The organism is Streptomyces sp. CY-1 (genome assembly GCF_047218265.1).
Classification (GTDB): domain Bacteria; phylum Actinomycetota; class Actinomycetes; order Streptomycetales; family Streptomycetaceae; genus Streptomyces; species Streptomyces niphimycinicus.
This window is the reverse complement of record NZ_CP178393.1, coordinates 10102683-10121660: the sequence shown is the minus strand read 5'-3', so window position 1 is coordinate 10121660 and position 18978 is coordinate 10102683. Positions and strand designations below refer to the sequence as shown.

The following is an 18978-nucleotide window of genomic DNA, read 5'->3' as shown; positions in this document are numbered from 1 at the left end:
CGTAGGGCGCGGTCAGGGCTCCGCCCGGTGGCGTTCGAGGACGACCAGGGCGGCGTCATCGCCCTGGTGGCCGCCGGTGTGGGAGAGCAGATCGCGGTGCAGTCGGTCGACGAGGTGCTGGGGTCCGGAGCCGTTCCATCCGGGGAGCCGTTCGGCGAGCGGGAAGAAGGTGCCCTCGCTGTTCCGCGCCTCGATGACCCCGTCGGTGTAGAGCAGCAACTGATCGCCCTCCGCGAAGGGGAAGACCTCGCTGTGGTACCGGTCGGCCACCAGATGGCCGAGGCCCAGCGGCAGTGCGGGCGCATGGCCCTCCAGCGCCTTCACACCCGAGTCGCTCAGCATGATCGGCGGTGGATGTCCGCAGTTGACGAGCCGGACCACCGGCTGGTCGTCCGGGATCTCCAGCACGGCGGCGGTGACGAACGACTCCCCCGCCCCGGGCGCCTTGTCGGGGGGTTCGGTCCGCTCGGCGGACAGGGCGGTGTCCAGGTGCGCCGCCAGATCGGTCAGGGGTACGGGCCAGTGGGCCATCGCGCGGAAGGCACCGAGCACCAGGGAGGCGTCCGCGACGGCGGTCAGCCCGCTGCCCCGGACATCGCCGATGATCAGGCGGGTGGTGTTGGAGGTGCGCGCCGCCGCGTACAGATCGCCGCCGATCTCCGCCCCCGGCTCGGCCGCGAGATACACCGAGGCGATCAGCAGCGGGCCGACCCGGACGGGAAGCGGGCGCAACAGGACCCGCTGCGCCACATCGGCCACCGCCCGCACCCGGTTCAGCTCGCGCATATGCCGGTCGAGGACCGCGCGGAACAGCACGATCATCGCCGAGACCAGGGCCAGGGTGATCACCTCGGTCAGCCGGCTGGGGTGGCCGAGGTAGCCCTCCGAGGCGTTCACCGCGATCTGGGCGGCGACGGCCAGGAGCCCCACGCAGCCGGTGAGCAGGGGGCCGGCGAACGAGGCGGTCATGGCGGGGGCCGCGATCAGCAGCGGGCTGAGCCGGACGCTCGCCGGTGACAGCACATCGCCGAGCGTGATCAACCCGATGAGCAGCAGGGGGATCACGACCAAGACGCGGGTACGCCACCTTGGCCGGCGCAGATCCGAATGACCCTGCCGCATGTGCACATCTACTGCTTACGCCTGCCCTTGCCCCCGCGCCAGCCCCGCCCCGCCCCGCAGGGCACCACCGCTCCGCCGGAAGGAGCCCGGACCGCCCGCGAGGCCGCGGGCTTCGCCGGGGGATCGCCGCGCCCGGGAGGCGGTTGTCACACTTCCGGCCGCCGTCTCGTCCTCCCTCTCAGGCCGACGAGAGGATCAGGACATGGCAGAGCTGACCGACTTCGAACAGCAGCGCGCCCGGCTGTGGGCCGTCGCCTATCGCATCACCGGCTCGGTCGCCGACGCCGATGACGCGGTGCAGGAGACCTGGCTGCGCTGGCAGGCGCTGCCCTCGGACGAGGTCGCCGACCCCCGCGCCTTTCTGACCACCGTCATCAGCCGGATCTGCTACGACCTGCTGGGTTCGGCGCGGGTGCGGCGCGAGGCGTACGTCGGCCCCTGGCTGCCCGAGCCGGTGGTGGCGACCGGCGGTCCGGAGGACCGGGTGACGCTCGACGAGTCGGTGGGGCTGGCGCTGCTGACCGTGCTGGAGCGGCTGACCCCGGCGGAGCGGACCGCGTTCATCCTGCACGATGTCTTCTCGGTGCCGTTCCCCGAGATCGCCGAGGTCGTCGGCCGCAGCCCGGAGTCCGTACGAAAGCTGGCCTCCCGGGCGCGCAAGCGGGTCCGGGAGGAGGCACCGCGGCGCTCGGTGGACCGCGCGGAGCACCGGCGGGCCGTGGACGCGTTTCTCCAGGCGGTCCTGGGCGGCGACATGGACGGGCTGCTGGAGATCCTGGATCCGGAGGTCGTCTGGCGTTCGGACGGTGGCGGCAAGGTGGCGGCGGCCCGGGTCCCGGTGCTGGGCAACGAGAAGGTGGCCCGCTTCGCCCAGGGCCTGGCCCGGGGCTTCGACCCGGCCACGATGGTGGTGCACCGTTGCGCGGTCAACGACGCCCCGGGCCTGGTCATCGCCGACCGCACGGCCGGCCAGGCCGTGGTCTTCGCGTTCTCCGTGCACCAGGGTCTGATCACCGAGATCGACGTGGTCGTCAACCCCGACAAGCTCCGCCATCTCGACCTGCCGCACCTGTGACCGGCATCACCGTCACATCTGGAGCCGCCATGTCGTCCTCCTCGTGAACACCACCCGAGAAGGAGGCCGCCGGTATGGAGAAGCAGCAGGTCCTGGTACTCGGCGCGGGCTATGCGGGGCTGATGGCCGCCCTGCGGCTGGCCCCGCACACCCGCGTCACCCTGGTCGATCCCAGCACCGCTTTCACCGAGCGCGTCCGGCTGCACGAGCGGGCCGCCGGACGGCCCGACATCACACATCCGCTGGACGCGCTGACCCGGCGGGCCGGCATCGTCCACGCGGCCGCCCGCGCCACCCGGATCGACCCGGCCGCCCGGCAGGTCACCACCGACGACGGCCGCCGGATTCCGTACGACCGGCTGGTGTACGCGCTCGGCAGCCGCACCCCCGACCCCGGTGAGCGCGCCTTCACCCCGGAGACGGCGGCCGAACTGCACAAGCGGCTGCTGGACGGCCCGGGTGAGCTGACGGTGATCGGCGGGGGACTCACCGGCATCGAACTGGCGGCCGAGATCGCCGAGGCCCAGCACACCTGGAAGGTCCGGCTGATCACCGGCGACGAGGTCGGCACGGGGCTGTCGGCGAAGGGCCGCGCCCATGTCCGGGCGACGCTCACCGGGCTCGGTGTGCGGATCGAGGAGGGCCGCCGGGTGGCGGGCCCCGAGGACATCGACACCGACGCGGTGGTCTGGGCCACCGCGATGACCGCGAACACCGCACTGGCCGAGGCCGCCGGGATCGCACTCGATGCCACCGGCCGCGTCAGCGTCGACGGCGCCCTGCGCTCGGTGTCCCATCCGGAGATCTACGCGGTGGGCGACTCGGCGGCCATGACCACCCCGGCCGGAGGTGCCCTGCGCATGGCCTGTGCCACCGCGCTCCCGGCCGGTTCGCACGCCGCCTCCTCGATCATCGCCGAGACGCGGGGGCGGCAGCCGGAGCCACTGCGCTTCCGCTTTGTGGTGCAGTGCGTGAGCCTGGGCCGCCGGGACGGGCTGATCCAGTTGGTACGGGCGGACGACTCCCCGCGCGAGCGGGTGGTGCGCGGCGGCCTGGCCGCACGTACCAAGGAACGGGTCGTGCGCTCCACGGTCAGCATGCTGCGGCTGGCGGCGCGGCGCCCCGGGGCCGTGCCCCTCATCCCCGGGATGAGCTGAGCCGCCGGATGAGCTGAATCCCGGGGACGGGCCGAGTCCCCGGGATGGGCCGAGGGGTCGCGCGGCCGCTAAGCGCTCCGCTGGAAGTGTCGCGATGCGTCGTCGGCCGACTGCGGCGCCGTCGTGGCTGGTCGCGCCCACGCGGCGGAGCCGCACATCGACACAGCCCCGCGCCCCTTCGGGGCGCTGCCCGAGCCGTAGCGGACTTCCTCTGACCTGCTGAGAAGGGGTAGTGCGCGTGCTGGGTGGCGAGGGTGATCCAGCGGGTGTCGCTGAACGCCTCGATGCCCCAGCGGCCACCGAACCGCCCGTACCCCGAGTGCTTGATGCCACCGAACGGGGCCTGTGGCTCGTCCGCCACCGACTGGTCGTTGATATGCACGATGCCGGTCCGGATACGGCGGGCGACCTTGAGCCCATGGGTCCCGTTCTCGGTGATGATGCCGCAGGTCAGGCCGTGGTCGGTGGCGTTGGCCAGGGCCACGGCCCGATCGTCGTCGGCGAAGGTGGCGACCACACAGACCGGCCCGAACGCCTCGGCCCGGTGGATGTCCATGTCCGGGGTGACACCGCCGAGCACCGTCGCCGGGTGGACCGCGCCGTCCGGTTCGCCACCGCCGGTGAGCACCGTGGCGCCCTTGTCCACCGCGTCCTTCACCAGGGCCGCCACCCGGCGCGCCGAGGCGGCCGCGACCAGCGGGCCGACCACCGTGGACGGGTCGGCCGGGTCGCCGCAGGGCAGGGCGGCCACCTTGGCGGTGAACTTCGCGGTGAACTCCTCGGCGAGGCTCTCGTGGACGAGTATCCGGTCGCCCGACATGCAGATCTGTCCGGAGTTCATGAACACACCGAAGGTGGCGGCGTCCACCGCGTGGTCCACATCGGCGTCGTCCAGGACGATGATGGCGTTCTTGCCACCCAGCTCCAGCACGGCCGGTTTGAGGTGGCGCGCGGCGAGTTCGCCGATGGTCCTGCCGACTCCGGTGGAGCCGGTGAAGTTGACGATCCGTACGCGCGGATCGGCGATGAGCGCCTCGGCCACCTCGGCGGCGTCCTCACGGGCGTTGGTGACCACATTGAGCACCCCGTCGGGCAGCCCGGCGTCGCGCAGCACATCGGCGACGAAGAGCCCGCAGGCCAGCGGGGCGTCCTCGCTGGGCTTCAGCACGACCGTATTGCCTGCCGCCAGGGGCGCCGCGACGGCGCGGACCCCGAGGATGACCGGGGCGTTCCAGGGGGCGAAGGCCGCGACGACACCGGCCGGTTCGCGGACGGCGAGACCGAGCGCGCCCGCCTCCTGGGCGCTGAGCACCTCACCGCGCGGGGCGGTGATCGCGGCGGCGGCCTCGCGGAGGATGGCCGCGGCCAGGCCCACGTTGAAGTGCGCCCAGGGCGCGGTGCCCCCGGTCTCCCGGGCCATGATCTCCGCGGCCCGGTCGGCGCGCGACTCCAGCAGATCCGCCGCGGTCAGGAAGATCCTACGGCGCTCGAACGGGGCCAGTTCCGCCCAGGCCGGGAAGGCGGCGTCGGCGGCGGCCACCGCCCGCGCCACGTCCTTTGCCCCGGCCGCCGCGACGGTGGCGAACACCTCACCGGTGTAGGGGTCGAGGTCCTCGGCGGTGCGCCCCGAGGCGGCCGGGGTGTCCTTGCCATCGATCAACAGGTCGCGGTGAAGGGTCATAGCGGATGTCCTTTACGGTCCCTCGCCCCAAAGGCGCGTTCGCGGAACGAACTTCAGTTCACCTGGCCGGACGTCAGTCTCCGCCGCGCCCCGGGCCGTCGTCAATGCGGAGGCGACGACGGGGCCACCGCACCCCGCCGGACGCCGTCACCGCCAGCACGCCCAGGAGGGCCAGCGCGGCGGCGGGAGCGAGGACCGTCCACGGGGCGCGCTCGGCGTAGGGGTGGTTCTCGGCCAGCAGCCGTCCCCACTCCGGTGACGGCGGCTGCGCGCCCAGGCCGAGGAAGCCCAGCGAGGCCAGGGCGAGCGCCGCGGCCGGCAGGCGCAGCAGGGCGTGCCGGACGACCGGGGGCAGCACCGCGGGCAGGACGTGGCGGCGCAGCAGATGGCGGCGGGAGGCGCCCAGTGCGCGGGTGGCGGCGAGATGCGTGGCGGCGCGCTGCTGCCGCAGCAGGGCGGAGGTGTGCGCGGCCAGCGGTGCCCAGGCGACGGCGGCCACGGCGAGTGCGGGGGTGTACGGACCGCGCCCGGCCGCGCCCGCGACCAGGAGTCCGGCGAGCACGGGCGGCACCGCGTTCACGGTCTCGACGAGTCCGCCGGACAGCCGGGGCACCAGGCCGAGCAGCACCCCCGCCACCAGCGCGGCGGCACTCACCGCCACCGCGAGCGCGAGGGTGGACAGCGCGCCGTGCCCCACCCGGGCCAGCAGATCGCGGCCGAGCGCGTCGGTGCCGAACGGATGCGCCCAGGATGGGGAGGTGAGCCGGGCGGAGGTGTCCACCGCGAGGGGGTCCCGGAGGGCACCGGGCACCACGGCGGTGAGCAGGAGCGCGCCGTACAGCAGCGGAACGGCGCGGGCGGAGGGCGCGGACGGCCGGTGGAGCGAGGGCAGCGCCCCGTCGCGCAGCGCGGGCCCGAGCAACCGCCGGGCCGCGAGCCGGGCGAGACCTCCGGCGGCGGCCGCGAGCAGGACGAGGACGAGGGTGCTCGCCTGGAGCATCGGCAGGTCCTGGGCGATGGCCGCCTGGAGGGTGAGCCGGCCGAGCCCGGGGATGTCGAAGACCTGCTCGACGGCGACCGCCCCGCCGGTGAGCCCGACCACGAACAGCCCGATGTTCGGCAGCACTCCGGGCACGGCACGCCGCAGCGCGTGGCGGGCGATCCGCCGGGCGGGCAGCCCGCGTGCGGCGGCGGCCCGCGCCCAGGGCTCCGCGAACGCGCCGGGCAGGGCGTCGTCCAGGACCCGGCCCAGCAGGGCGCCCGCGGGCAGGCCGAGGGCGAGCGAGGGCAGCACCATCCACCGCGGTCCGTACCAGCCGACCGCGGGCAGCCAGCCGAGCCGCACCCCGACCACGGCTGCCAGCACGGACGCCAGCAGGAACTCCGGCAGCGCCGCGAACAGCGCGCCGCCGCTTCCCGCACCGGCCCCGCGCCGGGCGGCCCGCCGCCGCGGCCCGAGCCACAGCGTGCGCCCGCACACCGCGCCCGCGGTGACCGCCGCGACCACCAGCGCCCCGCCCATGAGCAGCAGCGAGACGCCGAGCGCCTCGGCGACGGAGGGGGCCACGGCCGTCCCCGAGATCCAGGACCGGCCCGCGTCGCCGTGCGGCAGTCCGGCGAGCCACCGGCCGAGCAGCGTCAACGGCTCGGCGTCGAGACCCAGTTGGGAGCGCAGGGACTCCAGCAGCTCGGGGCTGGGCGCGCGGTCGGCCTCGCGCGCCTTGAGGACGGTGCGGGCGGGGTCGGTGCGGGACAGCCAGGGCAGCAGCCCGATGCCGCACAGCAGGGCCCCGGCGAGCGCGAGGCGCCACAGCGCGCTCAGGCCGGTGGACCGCCCGGCGCCGAGGCCGGTGAACCGCGCGGCGCCGAGCCGGGTGGACCGATCCGCGCCCGGCCCGGTGGACCGCCCGCCCGTGCCCGGTCGCGCTCGCCGCCCGGCCGGGCGGCCCGTACTCAGCTCGGTGGACCGCGCCCTGGTCCGCGCGCCGCTCATCGCCGCGTACCGGTGCCGACGAGCGTGCGCTCGTACGGATCGAGGATCACACCCCGCACCGAGGCGCCGACGCCATGGATGATCCGCTGATGGACCAGCGGGACGACCCCGTCGGTGCGCAGCACGGCGGTCTGCGCGGCCAGGGCGGCGCGATGACGGGCGGCGTCGTCGGCGCGGGACCCGGCCTCGGCGACCGCGCGGTCCACGGCCTTGTCGCACACCCGGGCCAGGTTGTAGCCGCCGTCGCAGGTGAAGTCGTCGGCGAGATAGGAGACCGGGTCGCCGGTGTCGAGCATGGTGTTACGGGCGGCCACCACGGCGTCGAACTTCCCGGCCAGGGCGTCGCTTTCGAGCCGGGAGTACTCCCGCACCTCCAGCTTCACACTGAACCCGGCCTTGCGTAGCTGCTGTTGCAGCACCTGGGCGACCTCGGGCAGCTCGGGCCGGTTGTCGTAGGTGGCGAGGGTGAGCGCGGTGTTCCCGGGGCGCTTGGCGGCGGGGCGGCCGGACGGCCGGGGGCGCTCGCCCGCGGCCCAGGTGAGGGCCGGGCCGAACAGGCCGCGGCCGGTATCGGCATGCCCCTCGTAGACGTCCTCGGCGAGGGCGGAGGCGTCGACGGCCTCGCGGGCGGCGGCGCGGACGGCGGGGTCGGCGAAGGGGCCGGAGCGGGTGTTGAGGAAGAGGGCGGTGGTGCGGGCGGTGGGCACCTCGCGGACGGTCGGCCGGTCGAGGGTGGCCGCCTGGGAGACCGGAACCGCCTCGGCCATGTCCACCTCGCCGCCGCGCAGCGCGTTGGTGCGGGCCGTGCCATCGGCTATGAAGCGGACATCGAGACCGGAGGCGTGGGCGAGGCCGCCCCAGTAGTCGTCGAAGCGGTGCAGGGTGGCGCGGGTGGCTCCGGTCGTCCTGGTCAGGGTGAAGGGACCGGTGGCGGTACCGGCCGGATCGACGGCCGCTTTCCCGTCCGCCGTGTCCGAACGCCCCTCCGCCGAACCGGACTTGTCCGAACCGGCTGTCCCCGTACCGGCCTTCGTGCGGTACGCCTTGGGCGAGAGGATGGCCAGGCTCGGGCTGGACAGTCGTAGCGGCAGCGCGGAGTCGGCGGTGGCGGTGGTGACCCGGACCCGCCGCTCCCCCATCGGCTCGGCGGTGAGCGTGACCCCGGTGAGCGCGGCGGGCCCGGGATCGGCGTGGGTGGCATGGGTGAGGGCGCCCGCCACCGCCGCCGGGGTGACCTCGGTGCCGTCCTGGAACCGCGCGTCGCGCAGGGTGAACACCCAGCCGCCGCCGCGCTCCCGGGTCCAGGACTCGGCGAGGGCGGGCACCGCGCCTCCGTTGCCGTCCAGCCGGGTCAGTCCCTCGGTGACCCCGAGCCGGCTGAGCAAAGTGGCGTCGGCGCCGTACGGGGAGAAGCGCTCGGCTGGCGGGAAGGCCATCGCGACCCGGAGGCGTCCGCCGCCCGCACCGGCCCCGGCGTCGTACGGCGAACCGTCACGGGCCGCGAAACACCCGGTGAGCAGCGGGAGGGGCAGCAGCGCGGCGGCCCACCGGCGGCGGACAGAGTGCATGGGCGTGGTTCTCCAGGGGCTGCGCGGGGACGGCAGGGTGGCGAGACGGAACGCTACATGATAATCATTTCCATCAACTCATGGCATCCCCGGCCCCATGGGGACCTCGAAGTGCACGATCCCCTGACCGCCCCCGGGCACCTCCCGCTCATCGCAGACGACCTTCCCCATGGACCGCCAGAACGGCTCGGCGCCCGCCACCTCCGGATCGGTGTGCAGATAGACCGCGCGATACCCGCCGTCCGCCACGGCGAAGTCCAGCAGCGCATGCACCAGCCGCCGGGCCAGCCCGTTGCGCCGATGCCCGGATCGCACATAGACCCGGCGCAGTTGGGCGGTCTCCCCCGACGGGTAACGCGCGGCCAGCCATGACGGGTTGGGCGGATGGGCCGGGCCCCGGGAGTCGAGCGCGGCGGTCGCCACGACCGCCCCGTCGCTCTCGTCCACCGCCACCAGCAGGGTGTGGCGCGCATCGTCCAGATACGCGGCGGCGGGATCGATGATGTCGGCGTGCCAGCGTGGCACATAGCCGGTTCCGAAGTCGCGGTAGACGGTGTCGAGCATCACGCCGCGGACGGCGTCGAGGTCATCGGGGGTGGCGGTTCTGATGCGATAGCAGGGCACCTGCGCATCGTACGCAATAAGCCCACGCGCCGATCGCACTGGCAGACTGGGCCGGGACCGGAGGAGGGGGCCGATGGGGCGGGGACGGCCGTCGATGCAGGAACTGATCCTGCGGCGCAGGAACGCCGGATTCGTGGGACGGCAGCGGGAACTGGACGCGTTCCGGGACAACTTCGGGCTGCCGCCGGAGGACGGGCGGCATCGCTTCGTCTTCCATGTGCACGGCCACGCGGGCGTGGGCAAGACCTGGCTGATGCGCCGGCTGGAGCAGACCGCCCGCCAGGAGTACGGCGCGCTCACCGCCCGCGTCGACGAGGCGGCGGGCTCCGTGCCCGAGGCGATGGCCGCGATCAGCGACCAATTCGCCCTCCAGGGGAGGGAGTTCACGGCGTTCGATCGGCGGCTCGCCACATATCGGCAGCGCCGCCACGAGGCGGAGTCGGTACCGGCGGCGGACGGCGAGCGGAGCGGGCCCAGCACCGGCAGCATGGTCGCCGCGCGAGCCGGGCTCACCGGCCTCGGCCTGGTGCCGGGGGTCGGGGCGCTGGCGGGTGCCGTCGACCCGGTGCCGCTCGCCGAGCGGACCGACCGGCTGCGGGCGGCGCTCAGCTCGCGGTTCCGCGACCACAAGGACGTCCAGCTCGTGCTGGACCCGGTGGAGACGCTGACCCCGCTGCTGGTCAGGGAGTTGTCGGAGGCGGCAGCGGAGGTGCCGTGGCTGGTGCTGCTCTTCGACACCTACGAGCGCCTGGGCCCACTGCTCGACCCCTGGCTGCGCACCCTGCTGACCAGCGAACGCCTCGGCACCCTCCCCGCCAACACCGTACTGGTGCTGGCCGGGCAGACCCGCCCGGACCCCGGCTGCTGGGGCGAGCTGGCCGATGTGGTCGCGGAGCTGCCTCTGGAGCCGTTCACCGACGCGGAGGCCCGGCAGTTGCTCACCGCCAAGGGGATCACCGATGAGCCGGTGGTGCGGGAGGTGCTGCGGCTCTCCGGCCGGCTGCCGGTGCTGGTGTCCACCCTCGCTGAGAACCCCGGAACCAGCGGCGATCTGGACGACCCCAGCGCCACCGCCGTCGACCGGTTCCTGAAGTGGGAGCGCGATCCGGTGCGCCGCTCCGCCGCCCTGGCGGGCGCACTGCCCCGGCGGCTGAACGAGGACGTCTTCAGGGCGGCGGTGGACGAGGACGCAGCCGAGCTGTTCGGCTGGCTGCGGTCGCTGCCGTTCATCGGCGACCGTAACGGGGCGGCCCGCTACCACGATGTGGTCCGCGGCCCGATGCTGCGGCTTCGGCGGACCACCTCACCGCAGCGGTGGAGCGCGGCGCACACCCGGCTGGCGGAGACCTTCGCCGGGTGGCGCGAGTCGGCCGCCGGGGGGCTCGACGCGCGTGACGGGTGGCGGCTGGACGCCTGGAGCGGACCGCGGCTGGAGGAGTGGTACCACCTGCTGTGCGCACGGCCGTCGGCGGCGCTGCCCGGAGCGCTGCGGGACGGGATCGACGCCTGCGACGCGGGTCCGGCGGCGGCCCGGCGCTGGGCGTCCACCCTGGTCGAGGCGGGCGAGGACGCCGACTCGGACGCGGTGCGCACCTGGGGGCGGCGCCTGGTGGAGGCGCTGGCGGACGAACGGCGGCGCGGTATCGAGGCGCTGGGGCTGCTGCTGGCGCGGGCCGGGCTGGACGCCGCCGACCGGGTCGCGGCGCTCGTCGTACGCGGGTGGCACCGCCGGTCGGTCGAGGAGTACGACGGGGCGCTGGAGGACTTCCGCCGGGCGATCGAGCTGGACCCCGGGAACGTACGCGCACACTTCGGGCGCGCCGTGGTCCACCGGGCGACCGGGGACTTCACCGCGGCGATGGACGCGCTGGACGGCGTGGCGGCGCTGGAGCCTGACTCGACCTGGGTTCAGCGGGAGCGCGGGGAGACCTGCCGCCGGGCGGGCCGGTACGAGGAGGCGCTGGCCCTGCTCGACCCGGTGGTCGCGGCCGATCCGGCGGACCATGTGGCCCTGGGCAGCCGCGGCCAGACCATGATGGCGCTCGGCCGGATCCAGGAGGCCCTGGCGGACTTCGACCGGGCCATCGAGCGGCACGGCGACTACACCTGGGCGCTGGTCCGGCGGGCCCGGGTCCGCAGCACTCTGGGGGACGCGGCGGGCGCGCTGGACGACCTGGACCGGGCGGAGGCGCTGGAGCCGGGCATCCCGGGAACGCTGGGCGAGCGCGGCGATGTCCACCGCTTCGCGGGCCGCTACGAGGAGGCCATCGCGGCGTACGACCGGGCGCTGGCCCTCGACCCCGGCTACGCCTGGGCCCTGGGGAGCCGCGCGATGGCCAACGAGGCCCTGGGCAGACACGCGGAGGCGCTGGCGGATCTGGACCGTGCGGTGGCACTGAATCCCGGCTACGCCTGGGCCGTGGCGCAGCGCGAGCGATTGCTTCTCGGCGGGGATTCACCGGAGGGCGGACGGAACGACGGACCGGTGTGACCTCCCGGCACCCGTCCTTCCGGCTCCTCTCCCTCCGCGGCCGGTCACCGGCCCTGTCGTGATACGCGCCCGGTGACGCAGGACGACACGGCGCGGCGTACGGCGCGCAGCACGGCACGGCAACGCGACAGATACCGGGCCGGGCGGGACCGGCGGACCGGGCGCGGTGCGGCCGATGGAGCCGGTGCGGCCGACGTGGCCGGTGCGGACGTCGGAGCCGGTACGGCCTCGGCCCCGGACGCGTCCTGAGCGGTGGCGTCCACCGGATCGGGAGCGGCCGGACCGGCCGGGGGCGGCGACGGATCGGTGGTCCTGGCCCGCGGGGTGACGGGGCGCCGGGTGGCTTCTGCGCGCATCATCGCGCGCATGGCGGCATAGACATCGATGGGCATGCGGATACTCCTGCGGTCTCGGGCGTCCGATGGCTGAGCGGGCAGGGCACACCGCATCCGGGATCCGCGCGGCAGCCGCGGAAACGGGATGACGGACGTGACCGGGCCCGGTCAGCAGCGCAGGACGACGGACCGCGAGGAGAGCCGATCGGCCGGGATGCCGCCACCGGCGGCGAACGCGCCGACGCCCGCCGCGAGGTCGGCGGGGCGACCGCGGACCGCGACGAGCACGAGGGGGCCGAGGGACGTCGAGAGGGATCGATGGGCGCCGAACGAGGCGCCGTGGACCAGCCGCCCGGCATGCCGGGCCGGATGCCCGGCACCGTCGCGGGCGAAGAGCTTGGCCGACGCCGACGCGGTGGAGCGCTCGTCCTCGGTCTCCGGCGCCACCGGAACGGGCGCCGGAACGGGCGCCGGAACGACGGGAGTCCCGGCGGGGGCCCGGGATGAGACGGGAGCACCGGCGGCACCGGGCGTGGCCGGGGCCGCAATGGGGTTCGGAGGCCCGGCCGCGCGCTGGTCAGGGCCGGTGGCCGGCGCGTCGCGAACGACCCCCAGGGCCAGCACGGCATGCAGCAACGTGACCGCCAGCAGCAGAAGGACGGCGGCCGCGCACGGGCCGCCGCACACCGCGGGGCGGTTCGTGTCGCGGCCGTGCACCATGCGGCCTCCCTCGCTGATCCCCCTCCAGGGAACCCCGCACAGCGGAAGACGGCACTCCGATTACCGGGAAAAGTCTATACTTTCACCCGTGTCGGTTATCTCCTCGAACACACATATCGCCCCATTTCGAGGAGTCACCGGTCGCCGTGGGGTGATCGGTCGGGGTGGGGTGATCAGTCGCCGTGGGGTGATCATTCGAGCAGCGTGGCCGGTGCGGCCTGCCGCCAGGAGTCCAGCAGGATGTCCCGCAACTCATCCACGTCCTCCAGCGCGGCGAGCCGCACCCGCACCCAGGCCGAACTCGCCTCATGGGCGGCCACCCAGAACTTCTCCGGCTCCGCCAGCACCAACTCCTTCCGCTCCTCCTTGGGACATCTGACGGCCATCGAGGTCTCGTCCTCGGGCAAGGTGGCGAACATCTTCCCGGCGACCCGGAAGGTGGGCATCGACCAGGCGATCTTCTCTGTGGTCTCCGGCAGCGACAGGGCGATGGCACGGACATCGTCGGACGTGGTCATGGCCCGACCGTAGAACACCCCACCGACAACCGCGCCCGTGCTTGAATGCCCAGGTGACGGATCTGGACGTGCTCAAGGTGTTCTGCGGGCCCTATGGCCGCGGCGGCAATGAACTCGGCGTGGTGCGCGACGGCGCCGCCGTGGTCGGCGAGGCGGAGCGGCAGCGGGTCGCCGCCCGGCTGGGGTTCAGCGAGACCGTGTTCGTGGACGATCCGGAGCGCGGCGTCGTCGACATCTACACCCCGAGCGTCCGGCTGCCCTTCGCGGGCCATCCCCTGGTGGGCACCGCCTGGCTGCTGGACCTGCCCGAGCTGCTGCCGCCCGCCGGTGAGGTTCCCGCCCGCCAGGACGGCGAGTTCACCTGGATCACCGGCCGTCCCGCCTGGGCGGCCGGGCGGCGCACCCAGCGGTACGCCTCCCCCGAGGAGGTCGAGGCGCTGCCCGCCCCTCCCGAGGGCGAGGGCTGGCTGTACGCCTGGGCGTGGCAGGACGAGGCCGCGGGCCGGGTTCGGGCGCGCGCCTTTCCCCGCCGCGGGGACGGGATCGTCGAGGACGAGGCCACCGGCGCCGCCGCCCTGATTCTCTCGGGCGAGCTGGGCCGTGCCCTCAACATCACCCAGGGCGTGGGGTCGCAGATCCTCACCGGTCCCCAGCCGGACGGCTCCATCGAGATCGGCGGCCGGGTCGAGCTGGCCGAGGTCCGCTCGCTGTAGGGCGGTCGCGGTCGCGGAGACAAGGTGGCCCGGCGGAGGTCCGGGCGGTCGCGGTCAGTCCGTACGGGCGTAGTGGATCGCGATCCGCGCCCCGAGGCGTGCGTTGTTCTTGACGAGGGCGATATTGGTCCGCAGGCTCTCCCCCTTGGTCAACTCGACGATCCGGCCCAGCAGATACGGGGTCGCGTCCTTGCCACCGATCCCCGCCTCCGCCATCTCGGCGAGGGCCCGCTCGATGATGCCGTCGATCCGCTCGGCGGGGATCTCCTCGGCCTCGGGCACCGGATTGGCGATGCTCAGCCCCGCCGTCATGCCCAGCTCCCACTGGGCCCGCATGGTGGCGGCGATCTCCTCGGGCGAGTCGACGCGCAGCGGGGAGCGGAAGCCGCTCACCCGCGAGTAGAAGGCGGGGAAGTCGTCGGTGCCGTAGGTGAGCACCGGAACGCCCAGGGTCTCCAGCTTCTCCAGGGTCAGTCCGATGTCGAGGATGCTCTTGACCCCGGCGCTGATGACGGCCACCGGGGTGGTGGCGAGCTCGGTGAGATCCGCGCTGATGTCGAACGAGTGCTCCGCTCCCCGGTGCACTCCGCCGATGCCACCGGTGACGAAGACCCGGATCCCGGCGAGCGCGGCGAGCCGCATGGTGGACGCCACCGTGGTGGCGCCATGGCCGCCGCGCGCGATGACATGGGCGAGGTCGCGCACGCTGACCTTGCCGACGTCGGGGCTGGTGGCGAGCAGTTCGAGAGCGGCCCGGTCCAGACCGGCGCGTGGTGTGCCGTGGAGGACGGCGATGGTGGCGGGGACGGCCCCCTCGGCGCGGATGATCTCCTCGACCTCGGTGGCCATCTCCACGTTCTGCGGATACGGCATGCCGTGGCTGATGATCGTGGACTCCAGCGCGACCACCGGACGGCCGTCGCGCAGGGCCTCCGCGACCTCCTCGGTGAGGGTCAGCCGGGGGTGGGGCGTGGTCATGTGGTCCTCCGCAGCGGTGCGTCGAGCGCGTCCTCGATCAGACGCGGGGTCAGGTCGGGTCGTACGGTGGCGGGGGTGGCCACGGTCAGCGCGGCGGCGGCGTGGCCGTAGCGGGCGGCGTCGACCGGGTCGGCGCCACCGAGCAGGGCGTGTGCGAACGCGCCGAGCATCGCGTCGCCGGCCCCGGTGACGTCGTGCACCTCGGCCGGTGGCGCCTCCAGCGGCACCCGGCCCTCGTCGAGGGTGCTCAGCAGGGAGCCGCGCGCACCGAGCCGCACCCACACATGCCGCACACCGCGCGCATGGAGGACTGCCACGGCCGCGAGCAACTCCGGATCGTCCGCGGCGGCCTCCCCGTCGAGGTCCCGGCCGGTGAGCGCGCCCAGCTCCACCACGTTCGGCGTGACGACGAAGACCGGCCGCCCGGTGGCGAACAGCGGGGCGAGCAGCGCCGCCTTGGGGACACTCACCGGGTCGATCAGCGTCTGGACGCCGGTGGCCGCGGCGATGTCCAGGACGTACGAGAGCACCCGCGGGGAGAGGTTCCCGTCCAGCACCAGCAGACCGGCGTGGCCGATCAGCTCACGCGCGGGGTGCAGATGCTCGGGGCCGAGCGCGTCGGTGGCGGCCATGTCGGCGATGGCCACGACCAGATCGCCGTCGGCGTCCAGCACCGCCGTATAGGTGCCGGTGGGGTGCGGGCCGCGGTGCATATGGTCGATGCGCACCCCGGCGGCCTGAGTCTCGCTCAGCAGCCGCTCCCCCGCCGCGTCCTGACCCACGGCGGCGATCAGATGGGTGGGGGTGCCCAGCCGGGCGAGGTTCTCGGCGACATTGCGGGCGACCCCGCCGGGGCTGGTGTGGGACCGGCCCGGATTGCTGGTGCGGTACGCGACGGGCGCGAGGCTGCGCACCTTGATGTCCACATTGGCGCCGCCGATGACCACCACCGCGTGTTCCTGGCGCAGTATGTAGCCGCGCCCCAGGATGGCGCCCTTCTTGCCCAGGTTGGAGAGATGGACGTTGACCGCGGCCCGGGTGGTCCCGAGGGCGTCGGCGATGGACTGGGCCCCGGCCAGGGGATCCCGCCGCAGCAGCGCGAGAATCTCCCGTTCCCTGCGCGTCAGCATCATGCTCAGCAGAGTAAAGGACCCTTAGCCCGATAAACAGGCCACTGACACCCATGGGTTGGCCCAGGAGATCGTAAAAGAACGGCGGATGACATCCTGGGAAGCCATGGCGCGCCGGACACTCTCGGCAGCGGCCCGGGAACCTGTCCGGTGACGAGGGAGAAGGCCGATGAGACTCTGCTTTCTGGTGGAGGAGCGCTATCGCCATGACGGGATGCCCCGTGAGGTGATCCGTCAGCTCTCCGCCTGGGGCCACCAGGTGGATGTGGTCCGGCCGGGCGCTTCCCTGCTGCGGATGTCCGATGCGGTGCGGGCGGGAAGCCATGACGCCTGGGTGCTCAAGACGGTGTCCGGAGGCCCCGGGCTGACGCTGCTGGAGGCCGCGTCGGCGGTCGGGCTGACCACCGTCAACGACGCCCGCGCCATCCGCGGCGTACGGGACAAGGCGCTGGCGGCCGCCATCGGGCGCAGCCGGGGGCTGCCGTTGCCGCCCACCTACGCGGCGGCCCGGCCCGAGGCACTGGAGGAGATACCGGAGGCCGAGTTCCCGTTGGTGGTCAAGCCCGCGGACGGCAGTTCCGGGCGGGCCGTGCGGCTGGTGCCCACGCCGGACCGGCTGCGGGCGCTGAGCGCCGAACTGGCCGTGGAGGGCATGCTCATCGCCCAGCCCTATGTGCCGAATTCGGGCATCGACCTCAAGGTGTACTGCGTGGACGGGGAGTTGCACGCGACCGAGCGCAGCTCACCGCTCGGTCCCGACGGGGGCGCGCGTGGCCGTCGGGTGCGGCTGTCCGCCGAAGTGGCGGCCATCGCCGCCGAGGTGGGTGCGGTCTACGGCCTCGATCTGTACGGGGTGGATGTGCTGCTGGGTCCGGACGGGCCGGTGGTCGTCGATGTGAACGACTTCCCCAGCTTCAAGGAGGTGCCGGACGCGGCGGCCCGGGTGGGGCGTGCGGTGCTGGAGTTGGCGCGCAGGGGCGGCGCCCGGTCCGGGACGGGGCTCGTCGGTGCCCTCACCGAGCCGGTGCCGGCTCCGGAGCCGGTCCCGGCCGTGGCCACGGGCAGGCTATGAACACGGGCCGTGGCCATGGGACGGCCGTGAACGCGACGGTGAGCGGCGGCCGATGAGGATCGGTCTGATCACCGCCGACCCCGGCCATCAACTCCTCGCCGATACGACGGAGTTGCTGACGCCCCGCCATGAGGTGGTGGCGCTCGACCCGGGCGGCCACGACCCCCGGGAAGACCTGGCCGACCCCGGGGAACTCGCCGACGTCTATCTGCTGAAGGCCCGGACGCCGCGTGCGCTGGCGCTCGCCCGGTCCCTGGAACGGCGCGGCGCCCCGGTGGTGAACTCCGCCGCGGCCACCGCGCTGTGCCAGGACCGGACGGCGATGGCCGAACTGGCGCTCCGCGCCGGTCTGCCGTTCGCCCCCACCCGTACCGTGGCCTCACTCGCCGGGCTGACGGCGGAGCGGCTGCCTCGCCCGGTCGTCGTCAAGAGCCGCCACAGCCGCCGCCATGATCTGGTGGCCCGGGTCGACGACGCCGCACGGCTGCGCGCCCTGTGCGCCGACTGGGCGGATGAGCCCGTGGTGGTGCAGGACTTCACCCCGAACGACGGCTGGGACCACAAGCTTTGGGTGATCGCGGGCCGGGTGTTCGCCGCGCTGCGCCGGTCGGAGCTGGCGGCCGGCGGCCGCGGTCCGAGCCTGCCGCTCGCCCTGGACGCGCTGCCGCCCGGCTGGCTGGATCCGGTGCGCCGTGTCGGTCCGGTGTTCTCGCTGGACGTCTACGGCGTGGATCTGATCGACGCGGGCGGCGGCGCCCCGCTGATCGTGGACATCAACGCATTCCCGGGCGTCCGCGGTCAGTCCGGCGCCCCCGAGGCGCTGGCGGCCCTGGCCCTGCGGACCGCCGAACGGGGCCGACTCACCGCGCCCCGCACATGACCGACACGAGGGAAATACTAGGGGACTCCGGTCCGAAATAGGGGTGGTCGCAGGTCGGACCCGTCCGGCAGGGTGGTCTACTGGTCTCCGCGCGACCCGAGGCACGCGCGCGACAGCCACACGACAGCCGCCGTAGCACGAACGGCGCGAAAGGACATCACGTGACCGCAAACCCCACCGGCACAAGCCTGTGGATCAGGCAGTTCCACCCCGCGCCGGCCGCGGCGACGCGACTCATCTGCCTGCCCCACGCCGGCGGGTCCGCCTCCTACTACTTCCCCGTCTCCAAGGCGCTCTCGCCCGCGGTCGATGTGCTCGCCGTGCAGTACCCGGGGCGCCAGGACCGGCGCAACGAGAAGTGCATAGACAACATCCCCGAGCTGGCCGACGCGCTGGTGCCGGAGCTGCTGCCCTTCACGGACAAACCGGTGGCGCTTTTCGGCCACAGCATGGGCGCCACCCTCGCCTTCGAGGTGGCCCTGCGCCTGGAGCAGAAGGGCGTGGTGCCGGTGGCGCTGTTCGCCTCGGGGCGGCGCGCCCCCTCCTGCCACCGTGACGAGTCCGTCCACCTCCGCGACGACGACGGGCTGATCGCCGAGGTGAAGGCGCTCGCCGGGACCGACACCCAGCTCCTGGGCGACGACGAGATCCTGCGGATGGTGCTGCCCGCGATCCGCAGCGACTACAAGGCGGCCGAGACCTACCGCTACACCTCCGGCCCGCGACTGGCGACGCCGATCCACGCGCATGTGGGGGACGACGACCCCAAGGCGAGCGTCGAGGAGGCCCGCGCCTGGGGCGAGCACACCACCGGTGGCTTCGACCTCCAGGTCTACTCCGGCGGCCACTTCTACCTCAACGACGAGGCCCCGCGGGTCATCGCCTCGATCCGCGAGGTGCTGACCGAGCGGTCCTGAGCCA

General features: G+C 74.0%; 16 protein-coding genes and 1 pseudogene. 7 read left to right on the top strand and 10 right to left on the bottom strand.

Annotation, left to right across the window (positions count from 1 at the left end; translation table 11 throughout):
* Positions 1-12: 12 nt before the first annotated feature.
* Positions 13-1122, bottom strand: a complete 1110-nt coding sequence (locus ACK1X7_RS43465) for a PP2C family protein-serine/threonine phosphatase (protein WP_390795187.1) — start codon at positions 1120-1122, stop codon at positions 13-15.
* A 202-nt stretch (positions 1123-1324) separates the two neighbouring features.
* Here ACK1X7_RS43465 and sigJ point away from each other — a divergent pair, with 202 nt between their 5' ends.
* The gene (gene sigJ / locus ACK1X7_RS43460) at positions 1325-2197 is read left to right on the top strand and encodes an RNA polymerase sigma factor SigJ (RefSeq protein ID WP_390795186.1); all 873 of its coding nucleotides are present in this window, start codon (positions 1325-1327) and stop codon (positions 2195-2197) included.
* Positions 2198-2271: 74 nt separating this feature from the next.
* Complete coding sequence (locus tag ACK1X7_RS43455; protein ID WP_413116565.1) at positions 2272-3354, top strand: NAD(P)/FAD-dependent oxidoreductase; 1083 nt, start codon at positions 2272-2274, stop codon at positions 3352-3354.
* Between the two features lie 223 nt (positions 3355-3577).
* On the opposite strand, the pseudogene ACK1X7_RS43450 reads toward ACK1X7_RS43455, so the two are convergent.
* The 4 genes and pseudogenes from ACK1X7_RS43450 to ACK1X7_RS43435 form a co-directional block, all read right to left on the bottom strand.
* Positions 3578-5035: pseudogene (locus ACK1X7_RS43450) on the bottom strand (aldehyde dehydrogenase family protein); the annotation flags it as partial.
* 73 nt (positions 5036-5108) lie between these two features.
* Positions 5109-7028 carry an ABC transporter permease subunit gene (locus tag ACK1X7_RS43445; protein WP_413116564.1) on the bottom strand — a complete coding sequence of 640 codons (1920 nt, stop codon included), beginning with the start codon at positions 7026-7028 and terminating at the stop codon, positions 5109-5111.
* Positions 7025-8596, bottom strand: a complete 1572-nt coding sequence (locus ACK1X7_RS43440; protein WP_390795184.1) for an ABC transporter substrate-binding protein — start codon at positions 8594-8596, stop codon at positions 7025-7027. Before ACK1X7_RS43440 ends, ACK1X7_RS43445 begins: the two co-directional genes overlap by 4 nt.
* Before the next feature lie 78 nt (positions 8597-8674).
* Positions 8675-9160 carry a GNAT family N-acetyltransferase gene (locus ACK1X7_RS43435; RefSeq protein WP_385151618.1) on the bottom strand — a complete coding sequence of 162 codons (486 nt, stop codon included), beginning with the start codon at positions 9158-9160 and terminating at the stop codon, positions 8675-8677.
* 154 nt (positions 9161-9314) lie between these two features.
* Between ACK1X7_RS43435 and ACK1X7_RS43430 the strand changes: the two genes are divergently transcribed.
* Entirely contained in the window at positions 9315-11711 is a 2397-nt protein-coding gene (locus ACK1X7_RS43430) for a tetratricopeptide repeat protein (RefSeq protein WP_413116563.1), read from the top strand.
* A gap of 44 nt (positions 11712-11755) precedes the next feature.
* Here the strand turns inward: ACK1X7_RS43430 and ACK1X7_RS43425 are convergent, their stop codons facing one another.
* The 3 genes from ACK1X7_RS43425 to ACK1X7_RS43415 all read right to left on the bottom strand — a co-directional run bounded on the left by ACK1X7_RS43425 (position 11756) and on the right by ACK1X7_RS43415 (position 13284).
* The gene (locus tag ACK1X7_RS43425; protein WP_385151615.1) at positions 11756-12103 is read right to left on the bottom strand and encodes a hypothetical protein; all 348 of its coding nucleotides are present in this window, start codon (positions 12101-12103) and stop codon (positions 11756-11758) included.
* A gap of 111 nt (positions 12104-12214) precedes the next feature.
* Positions 12215-12766 carry a hypothetical protein gene (locus tag ACK1X7_RS43420; RefSeq protein ID WP_413116562.1) on the bottom strand — a complete coding sequence of 184 codons (552 nt, stop codon included), beginning with the start codon at positions 12764-12766 and terminating at the stop codon, positions 12215-12217.
* 191 nt (positions 12767-12957) lie between these two features.
* A complete protein-coding gene (locus tag ACK1X7_RS43415) occupies positions 12958-13284 on the bottom strand; it encodes an MmcQ/YjbR family DNA-binding protein (protein ID WP_161558908.1) in 327 nt (108 codons plus the stop codon).
* A gap of 53 nt (positions 13285-13337) precedes the next feature.
* Between ACK1X7_RS43415 and ACK1X7_RS43410 the strand changes: the two genes are divergently transcribed.
* Entirely contained in the window at positions 13338-13997 is a 660-nt protein-coding gene (locus ACK1X7_RS43410) for a PhzF family phenazine biosynthesis protein (protein ID WP_385109900.1), read from the top strand.
* A 54-nt stretch (positions 13998-14051) separates the two neighbouring features.
* Here the strand turns inward: ACK1X7_RS43410 and ACK1X7_RS43405 are convergent, their stop codons facing one another.
* The gene (locus tag ACK1X7_RS43405; protein ID WP_382948468.1) at positions 14052-14975 is read right to left on the bottom strand and encodes a pseudouridine-5'-phosphate glycosidase; all 924 of its coding nucleotides are present in this window, start codon (positions 14973-14975) and stop codon (positions 14052-14054) included.
* Entirely contained in the window at positions 14972-16108 is a 1137-nt protein-coding gene (locus ACK1X7_RS43400) for a PfkB family carbohydrate kinase (RefSeq protein WP_413116561.1), read from the bottom strand. Before ACK1X7_RS43400 ends, ACK1X7_RS43405 begins: the two co-directional genes overlap by 4 nt.
* A gap of 166 nt (positions 16109-16274) precedes the next feature.
* Between ACK1X7_RS43400 and ACK1X7_RS43395 the strand changes: the two genes are divergently transcribed.
* From ACK1X7_RS43395 to ACK1X7_RS43385, 3 genes are all read left to right on the top strand, one after another.
* Complete coding sequence (locus tag ACK1X7_RS43395; protein ID WP_390795180.1) at positions 16275-17177, top strand: ATP-grasp domain-containing protein; 903 nt, start codon at positions 16275-16277, stop codon at positions 17175-17177.
* Between the two features lie 52 nt (positions 17178-17229).
* Complete coding sequence (locus ACK1X7_RS43390) at positions 17230-18057, top strand: ATP-grasp domain-containing protein (protein WP_385152799.1); 828 nt, start codon at positions 17230-17232, stop codon at positions 18055-18057.
* A 161-nt stretch (positions 18058-18218) separates the two neighbouring features.
* A complete protein-coding gene (locus ACK1X7_RS43385) occupies positions 18219-18974 on the top strand; it encodes a thioesterase II family protein (RefSeq protein WP_385152802.1) in 756 nt (251 codons plus the stop codon).
* Positions 18975-18978: the final 4 nt, after the last annotated feature.